The 7406-nt window shown below is 43.6% G+C and carries 10 protein-coding genes and 1 tRNA gene; 4 read left to right on the plus strand and 7 right to left on the minus strand.

What is annotated here, in order from left to right:
- Positions 1-108: 108 nt before the first annotated feature.
- The 6 genes from PY479_RS17115 to punR form a co-directional block, all read right to left on the minus strand.
- The gene (locus tag PY479_RS17115) at positions 109-438 is read right to left on the minus strand and encodes a TusE/DsrC/DsvC family sulfur relay protein (protein ID WP_212593441.1); all 330 of its coding nucleotides are present in this window, start codon (positions 436-438) and stop codon (positions 109-111) included.
- Between the two features lie 3 nt (positions 439-441).
- Positions 442-726, minus strand: coding sequence for a sulfurtransferase complex subunit TusB (gene tusB, locus PY479_RS17120; RefSeq protein WP_212593440.1), 285 nt, complete (start codon positions 724-726; stop codon positions 442-444).
- Positions 723-1079, minus strand: a complete 357-nt coding sequence (tusC, locus tag PY479_RS17125) for a sulfurtransferase complex subunit TusC (RefSeq protein WP_212593439.1) — start codon at positions 1077-1079, stop codon at positions 723-725. The genes tusB and tusC overlap by 4 nt, the downstream gene beginning before the upstream one ends.
- Positions 1079-1468, minus strand: a complete 390-nt coding sequence (tusD, locus tag PY479_RS17130; protein ID WP_212593438.1) for a sulfurtransferase complex subunit TusD — start codon at positions 1466-1468, stop codon at positions 1079-1081. Before tusD ends, tusC begins: the two co-directional genes overlap by 1 nt.
- A gap of 61 nt (positions 1469-1529) precedes the next feature.
- Positions 1530-2189 (minus strand): Bax inhibitor-1/YccA family protein, encoded by a 660-nt coding sequence (locus PY479_RS17135; RefSeq protein WP_275484500.1) that lies wholly within the window; start codon positions 2187-2189, stop codon positions 1530-1532.
- A gap of 129 nt (positions 2190-2318) precedes the next feature.
- Positions 2319-3221 carry a DNA-binding transcriptional activator PunR gene (gene punR / locus PY479_RS17140; protein WP_275484501.1) on the minus strand — a complete coding sequence of 301 codons (903 nt, stop codon included), beginning with the start codon at positions 3219-3221 and terminating at the stop codon, positions 2319-2321.
- A 196-nt stretch (positions 3222-3417) separates the two neighbouring features.
- Between punR and PY479_RS17145 the strand changes: the two genes are divergently transcribed.
- A tRNA-Ser gene (locus PY479_RS17145) sits at positions 3418-3507 on the plus strand.
- A 373-nt stretch (positions 3508-3880) separates the two neighbouring features.
- On the opposite strand, the gene PY479_RS17150 is transcribed toward PY479_RS17145, so the two are convergent.
- Positions 3881-4093, minus strand: a complete 213-nt coding sequence (locus PY479_RS17150) for a hypothetical protein (RefSeq protein ID WP_212596459.1) — start codon at positions 4091-4093, stop codon at positions 3881-3883.
- 412 nt (positions 4094-4505) lie between these two features.
- Here PY479_RS17150 and etrA point away from each other — a divergent pair, with 412 nt between their 5' ends.
- From etrA to ttcA, 3 genes are all read left to right on the plus strand, one after another.
- Complete coding sequence (gene etrA, locus PY479_RS17155) at positions 4506-5249, plus strand: FNR family transcription factor (RefSeq protein WP_212596458.1); 744 nt, start codon at positions 4506-4508, stop codon at positions 5247-5249.
- A gap of 97 nt (positions 5250-5346) precedes the next feature.
- On the plus strand, positions 5347-6276 hold the full coding sequence (gene uspE / locus PY479_RS17160) for a universal stress protein UspE (RefSeq protein ID WP_212596457.1): 930 nt from the start codon (positions 5347-5349) through the stop codon (positions 6274-6276).
- A 70-nt stretch (positions 6277-6346) separates the two neighbouring features.
- On the plus strand, positions 6347-7294 hold the full coding sequence (gene ttcA, locus PY479_RS17165) for a tRNA 2-thiocytidine(32) synthetase TtcA (protein WP_212596456.1): 948 nt from the start codon (positions 6347-6349) through the stop codon (positions 7292-7294).
- Positions 7295-7406 lie beyond the last annotated feature (112 nt).

A 7406-nucleotide genomic window follows, 5' to 3' on the forward strand; every position in this document is an offset into this window, starting at 1 on the left:
AGATATACGGGCAAAGCCCTTTCATGAATGATAACCACCTACTGAAGTAGGTGGTTTTGGGCTGACAATAAAAAAGGTCCATTAATGGACCTTTTTTATTGGCTTGGGTTAAATGCATTTTGCTGGTTTTGGCAGTCCAGCAATTTTAGTGGCTTGTTTAGCGGGGCCAACAGGAAACAGTTTATACAGATACTTTGAGTTTCCTTTGTCTGGACCAAGTTTTTGTCCAATCGCCTTTACCAGCACCCTGATGGCTGGGCTAGTTTTATACTCGAGATAAAAATCCCTGACAAAATTTATCACTTCCCAATGTGCATCGGTTAACACGATGTCTTCTGTGCTCGCAATTAACGACGCCAATGAAGGGTCCCAGTCTTCAATATTTTTAAGATAACCCTGGGAGTCCGTCGCTATCTGCTTTCCATTAAATTCAATCATTATTTACCACGATATCACTTTGGCGTGAGTTAAGGTCAGTGCAATAAAATCCTTGTATTCGATTTGTTGATAATTGGCGAAACATTTAGCCAGTCCTCGCGCATCAACATCAGGTCTCATTAAAAATACATTGCAGATTTTCAATGCTGCGATCCATTGCGGTTGCAGCATTGCCTCGATGGCATTTCCGGCTAACACTAACGAGTCTTGGTCTTTGGCAAAGTGTAATGCACAGGCGAGGGCATTACTTTCATTCGGTGACTTTGTGATGTGATGTAATATATTCAAAATACCAAGACCTCATCCACTTGTTCGAGCAGTTTACGGATCTGTTCATCATCAACTAATTCCGCGGGATATATTAGAGGCAGATTAGCTAAACCGAAATTTAAAATGGCACTTTCACTGACACTGACAGAGGCCACGTCATAGATATCCAATGCTTTGAACGTGGCAATGTAGTCCTTACAACCAATCAACTCGGGTTGTTGTCCGGAAAGCAGATTCAGCACCCCGCTGTCTATAAACACCAAATGTACTTGTTGTTCATAAGTAGCTGCCATCAACGCCAAATCGAGCGCTTCTCTGCCTGCTTCGTTTCCGTGTGGCCCCTGACGAAAGATGATTGCTATTGATTTCATCAGAAACGCACCATTCGTGTTGATTGTTCAATACCGGCCACCAGTTCACCTAATCCGCCCATGATAAAGCCCGCAGCAAGATTCGAATTACTAATGCCATTTTCTTGCGCATCTTCTAGTGATATCACACCTCGGCGCCAAGCTGCAGATACACAGTTCACTAACGACAATTGATATTGTTCAGCCAGTGATTGCCAAAGGCGTACGAGATCTGTTTCATCTGATGCAGGCGAGACCAACGCATTAGATTGTGTGACGCCATCACGAAAAAAGAACACACAATGAATATCGTGCCCTGTCTCAAGCGCTGTTTTAGTAAACTGATAGGCATGCCAACCGCTCGCAGGACCATAGACCTGCCCGGTCACTAAAATAATAAATTTACTCATAAATAAAAATGACCCTGATAAACAGGGCCATTTTACCTAAAACGAGAAGTTTTAGCGCTATTTAATCATCTTTGCCTGCACCTAGGAGGTTCAGGATGCTAACAAACAGATTTAGAAAGTCCAGGTAGAGTGAAATCGTTGCGCGAATGTAGTTAGTTTCGCCGCCATTCACGATACGACTGGTATCAAAAAGAATAAAACCGGTCATCAATAATGCGACACCCGCATTCAATGCCATAAAAACAACGCTGCTACCCAAGAAAATATTCACAATCGCAGCAAGTACCACGACGACCAAACCAGCGATTAGGAAGCCACGCATAAAAGAAAAATCTTTTTTTGTGGTCAAGGCATAAGCTGATAATGCCACAAATATTGCTGCAGTAAGACCGAGCGCCTGCATAATTAACATTGGGCCATTTGTCATACCGGCGTAGTGATTGAGCATGTAGCCCAGAGATGCGCCTTCCATGCCGGTAAAGGCAAATACCCATAATAGCCCGGCGGCTGAATCCGCCTTGCGTAGTGTTACAAAAAGCAGGATTAAACCACCAATCGAAAGTCCGAGAGACATCAAAGGTGTAATTTGTAATGCCATGGCGAGACCAGCACAAACAGCAGAAAATGCCAGTGTCATCGCCAGTAACATATAGGTATTACGCAACATCTTATTGACAACAATGCCGGATGTGGCTGTGGAATATAGGGTTTCCTGATTCATATACATCTCCAAATGCTTAACATCGTCAGAGGCTTGAAATTTTCTTCTACAGCATTTGACGCGGTCAGGTGTTAACAAGTTCCAATGATAGCTATCTTATCACATAGCTATATTAATCAATGCTTAATATTAATCGATCCAGTGTGTTCTAAGCTGGAGTCCATCACCAAGATATTCAAGCACCCATTGTTGGGCGGGGGATTGTTGGCGAGAATTCCACAACAATGCGCAATCACTGGCAGGCAAAGGGGAGACCATCTCCTTTTCGATGAGGCTGCCAGATTCAATAAAACTTTTCGCCAAATGCCGAGGGACCCAGCCAATACCGAGTCCGCTTCGCAACACATTAATTGCCTGAACCCAATCTGGCACCTGGATTTGACGTTGATTAGGCGCAGCCGCAAAGCTCCGTGGAACAAATTGCCAACTGGTGTCACTTAAACAAACAGCAGGATAGGGCAGAAGTACCTGATCAGATATCGGTTCCGAAATGTGCGCTAATGGATGTGCTGGTGACATCACCAGACTCCATACAACTTTACCCATAGACTTTGATAAAAAAGGCCCGCCGACAGGTATGGTTGATGTAGCGCCAATGGCAACATCGCATCGTCCATTTACCAAAGCCTCCCAAACACCGTTAAAATTTTCTTTTCTTATCTTGAGCTCCACGTCATCAAATCGTTGATAGAAATCTCGGATGAGGTAGGCCACTCGGTCCGCTCTGACAACACAATCAAGTGCTATAGCTAATGAAGGTTGCCACCCGTTGGCTACTTGCAAAGTCCTGCGTTTCAGACGGAATATCGATTTCAGTAACTCACGCGATTCCTCGACAAAATGGACACCCGCGGGCGTTAAAGATACGCTGCGGTGGTGCCGTTCAAAAAGGACAACACCAATTTCGTCTTCAATTTGTTTGATAGCATAACTAACAGCGGATGGCACTTTGTTTAGATGGGTCGCGGCCGCAGTAAAGCTGCCTAACTGAGCTACCAGATCGATCAATTCCAGCGATTGTTCTGAGAGCATAAAGACCTTTCCTTTGAGTCTATTTGATACCCAATCAAGGTAAAGATTATCGTTGGCATGTACAAGCTTAAAGACAAAATTTCATAGTTATTGGCTGCAAATAAAGCAGCTTGTGCAGCGAATAAGCAAACGAAACAGAAAAATGCATAAGGATATTTACAGCAACCCTATCCAAACGCTATTATTCCTGCCGTTCGGAGGGGTGGCAGAGTGGTTGAATGCACCGGTCTTGAAAACCGGCGTGGGTTCGCGCCCACCCAGGGTTCAAATCCCTGCTCCTCCGCCATATTCCGAAAGCCCGCTGAAATCAGCGGGCTTTTTCTTTTGTGAATTCTGTTTCTATCGCTTGAATCACTATTCGGTAGGGTATCAATCACAAAGGCAAAAATCACCATAGCGAGATAACACTCATTAAATTCCATCTGTAGCTAATTTAACATAATATTCATTGTGCGCATTTATAGGTGAGGCTATTTGCGTGCTTGGGGGTCTGGCTGTGTTATTGTCCTAATCCGTTACCAGCGGCTCGGCTTTGGGACAGCTCTCGCTGAACACTGGCCGTAAATCATTAGCTCGCCGAGGTTTATAACATCGCGTGAATTGATGCGTCTTTGCAACCATGAATTCAATTTTTATAACGTGCTTAGTTTTACTAGCATTTAACTCGTATGGCATGACGTACAGCAAAAATAGCATCCATTGGCAGCTGCATAACCCAGATGCTTAGCTTCTCTGACGGCATCGGCACAGTTATCAAAAGTCCCGAGATATTCTCGATTTTCTTCTGTAGGCAACTTATTACAATTTTCTGTATGCACTTCGTAATCACCCTGTGCATCAGTCTTGGTGTGAACAAAGTAGAATTCTTGCATCTCGTTACCTCCTTGATGATGTAGTGATTTTAGTTATTCAAGGAGATAATCGCCATTTTCATATAGCACAACTGAAATTGCTAAATGCGATGTTATCTCTATGAAGGTCTTCATGTGGAAAGTCCTAGGTGTAGCCGCTGAGATTATCGTTATGAACTCTGGTTTAAAAGTTCCGAATAACACCTTGTATATTCCCGTTCAAGCCAAGTAAGCCATTAATATATAAATATAATCAATCCTGATTATCTAAATTACCTTTGGACTTTAAACTCCCCCAATCTGGCTAAAAAGCAACCAATTCTAATCGCTTTTGGGCTGGCCTTCGGTTTTTCTACAACGATTTTATCCGCCGACTGGTAGTACTGCAGGATTTTAGTTAACATGGCACCAGCAGTTTCATTTGAGAACGACTATGGCTATTGATAATAATAAACTCCGCCGTCCTGCTACGGGAGGTTGTGCGATTCATTGTCATGACTGCAGTATGGGTACGCTATGTATTCCTTTCACTCTAAATAACAATGAGTTAGACCAACTCGATAACATTATCGAGCGTAAAAAGCCTATCCAAAAAGGCGAGCAATTATTTAAATCTGGAGACTCTCTCAAGTCTCTTTATGCTATACGTTCTGGCACCATTAAGAGTTATACCATTACCGAACAAGGCGACGAGCAAATTACGGGGTTTCACCTTGCCGGTGACGTTATCGGCTTTGATGGCATTCACTCTCAGCAGCATCAAAGTTTTGCGCAAGCACTTGAAACATCCATGGTGTGCGAAATTCCGTTCAATACTCTGGATGAATTGTCCGGCACAATGCCAAAACTTCGGCAGCAAATTCTGCGCATGATGAGCAGTGAGATTATGACAGATCAAAGCATGATCCTACTGCTGAGTAAAAAGAATGCGGAAGAACGCCTAGCTGCATTTATCGGCAATCTCGCTGTCAGATATGGTAATCGCGGCTTTTCTCCGCGGGAATTTCGTCTCAGTATGACGCGAGGCGATATCGGGAATTATCTGGGTCTTACAGTCGAGACTATCAGCCGTCTATTAGGTAGATTTCAGAAGTCAGGTTTAATCGAAGTAAACGGCAAGTACATTACCATTGTCGATACCGCCGCACTATACCAATTGGGAGGTATTGCGCGGTAACCCTGCATTTAGCATTAATTTTTTGATCTCCAACAAGACAAATTGCCAGTGATGGCACATGATATAGTTATGTCATCTGGAAAAAGGAAATACTGCCATGATGGACTATAAAAAGTTATTGGTTGTTGTCGATCCTACCTCTGATGTGCAATCAGCACTCGCAAGAGCTGCTGAACTTGCTAGCCGCAATAACGCTTCAGTTACCGCATTTTTGTCTATCTTTGACCTCTCTTATGAAATGACTTCGATCTTGTCTAATCAAGAGCGGGAAGCCATGAGACTGGGTGTTATCAACCAGCGCAAAGCCTGGCTAGCAGATATGATTAAGCCATATCTAGAAAGAGATATTGACATGAAATATGAGGTGGTATGGCATAACCGCCCATTTGAAAGCATTATTAAATTCGCTATCGACGGTAAATTTGACCTTCTAGTTAAAGGCACTCATGAGCACGATAAGCTTAAGGCCGTGATTTTTACGCCTACGGACTGGCATTTGTTGCGTAAAGCTCCCCTCCCCGTTTTGCTGGTTAAAGAAAAATCCTGGCCACTAAACGGTAAAATCCTCTGTGCAGTGAATGTGGCTTCAGAAGATGAAGATCATCAATCGCTCAACGGTAGAATTATTGAGCATGCACAGGCCATTGCCTCCAAATTCAATGCCGAAATCCATTTGGTAAATGGGTATCCTGGTACGCCAGTGAATTTGGCTATTGAGCTGCCAGATTTTGATGCCCACACATACAATGAAACCATCCGGATGCAGCACGAGCAACGCGTAAATTATTTAGCCAATAACTATGGTGTTGACTGTAATAACTGCCATGTTAAAGAAGGTCTGCCTGAAGATGTCATTCCTGAAGTCGCGGAAAAGATTGACGCTGAACTCGTGATTCTGGGAACCGTGGGTAGGACAGGATTTTCCGCTGCATTGATTGGTAACACAGCTGAACATGTAATTGATGCAATTAACTGTGATTTACTGGCGATTAAACCCGATGGCTACAAATCACCGTTAGAAGATTAGTGCTTTACGCTAAAAACATTAGCTGGAATAATACGCGCCCTGACCTAAGCAGCAACAGGGCGCGTTTTTTATGGTTGAAATAGCTGAACTCGATAAAAAGCAGATCACTCGTCTGAACAAATTACAAAAACGTTTGCGTAGAGAAATGGGCAGCGCAATCGCCGATTACAATATGATTGAAGAAGGTGATCGGGTAATGTGTTGCCTGTCTGGTGGTAAAGACAGTTATGCCATGCTGGATATTCTGCTTAACCTACAGCAACGTGCGCCGGTGAAATTTGAAATTGTTGCGGTGAATCTGGATCAGAAGCAACCTGGATTTCCTGAAGATGTATTGCCAGCCTATTTAGACAGTCTGAATATTCCCTACCATATTTTGGAAAAGGACACCTATTCCATTGTTAAGGAAAAGGTCCCTGAGGGAAAAACCACCTGTTCGTTATGCTCACGTTTACGCAGAGGCACACTCTACGGCTTTGCCCATCGCATCGGTGCTACCAAAATAGCGTTGGGTCACCATCGGGATGACATTATTGAAACGCTGTTTCTGAATATGTTTTATGGCGGCAAATTGAAAGCAATGCCACCTAAGTTGTTATCTGATGATGGCGCAAATGTGGTGATCCGTCCCCTTGCCTATTCCCGTGAAAAAGACATTGCCGAATACGCTAAACTTAAACAGTTTCCTATCATTCCTTGTAATCTCTGTGGCTCCCAGGAAAATCTCAAACGCGCAGAAATTAAAAGTATGCTTAAAGGTTGGGACAAACAATTTCCTGGTCGCATAGAAACGATCTTCACCGCTATGCAAAATACGGCGCCTTCACAAGGTGTAGACCGAAACGCATTTGACTTTGTATCGCTAAAACAGGATCCGCATGCAGAGGTGTCAGGTGAGGTAGCCGACGCGGATTTGCCAGCATTTGATTTTATGGATGTGGAAAATCGTGGGCATATCGATCTTGATAAAGCAGCGCCACATCAGCGAATCGAGGTGGTAGGAATTTACACGCCATAGAAAATGTCCGTATGAGACGGACTTTTTTGGGTAAATAGTAAAAAACCACCTTCTGAAGAAGGTGGCTTTGTGATTACCCCCTAAAAGGGGGCCTTCTATACTAGAGCAAGCT

The organism is Shewanella sp. A32 (assembly GCF_029167175.1).
In the GTDB taxonomy this organism is placed as follows: domain Bacteria; phylum Pseudomonadota; class Gammaproteobacteria; order Enterobacterales; family Shewanellaceae; genus Shewanella; species Shewanella yunxiaonensis.

Excerpts from the sequence above, each read along its gene's own strand:
- PY479_RS17135 (WP_275484500.1), bottom strand. The coding sequence starts at position 2,189 with ATGAATCAGGAAACCCTATATTCCACAGCCACATCCGGCATTGTTGTC.
- uspE (WP_212596457.1), top strand. The coding sequence starts at position 5,347 with ATGATGGACTATAAAAAGTTATTGGTTGTTGTCGATCCTACCTCTGAT.
- etrA (WP_212596458.1), top strand. The coding sequence starts at position 4,506 with ATGGCTATTGATAATAATAAACTCCGCCGTCCTGCTACGGGAGGTTGT.
- tusD (WP_212593438.1), bottom strand. The coding sequence starts at position 1,468 with ATGAGTAAATTTATTATTTTAGTGACCGGGCAGGTCTATGGTCCTGCG.
- PY479_RS17150 (WP_212596459.1), bottom strand. The coding sequence starts at position 4,093 with ATGCAAGAATTCTACTTTGTTCACACCAAGACTGATGCACAGGGTGAT.
- tusC (WP_212593439.1), bottom strand. The coding sequence starts at position 1,079 with ATGAAATCAATAGCAATCATCTTTCGTCAGGGGCCACACGGAAACGAA.
- punR (WP_275484501.1), bottom strand. The coding sequence starts at position 3,221 with ATGCTCTCAGAACAATCGCTGGAATTGATCGATCTGGTAGCTCAGTTA.
- ttcA (WP_212596456.1), top strand. The coding sequence starts at position 6,347 with ATGGTTGAAATAGCTGAACTCGATAAAAAGCAGATCACTCGTCTGAAC.
- PY479_RS17115 (WP_212593441.1), bottom strand. The coding sequence starts at position 438 with ATGATTGAATTTAATGGAAAGCAGATAGCGACGGACTCCCAGGGTTAT.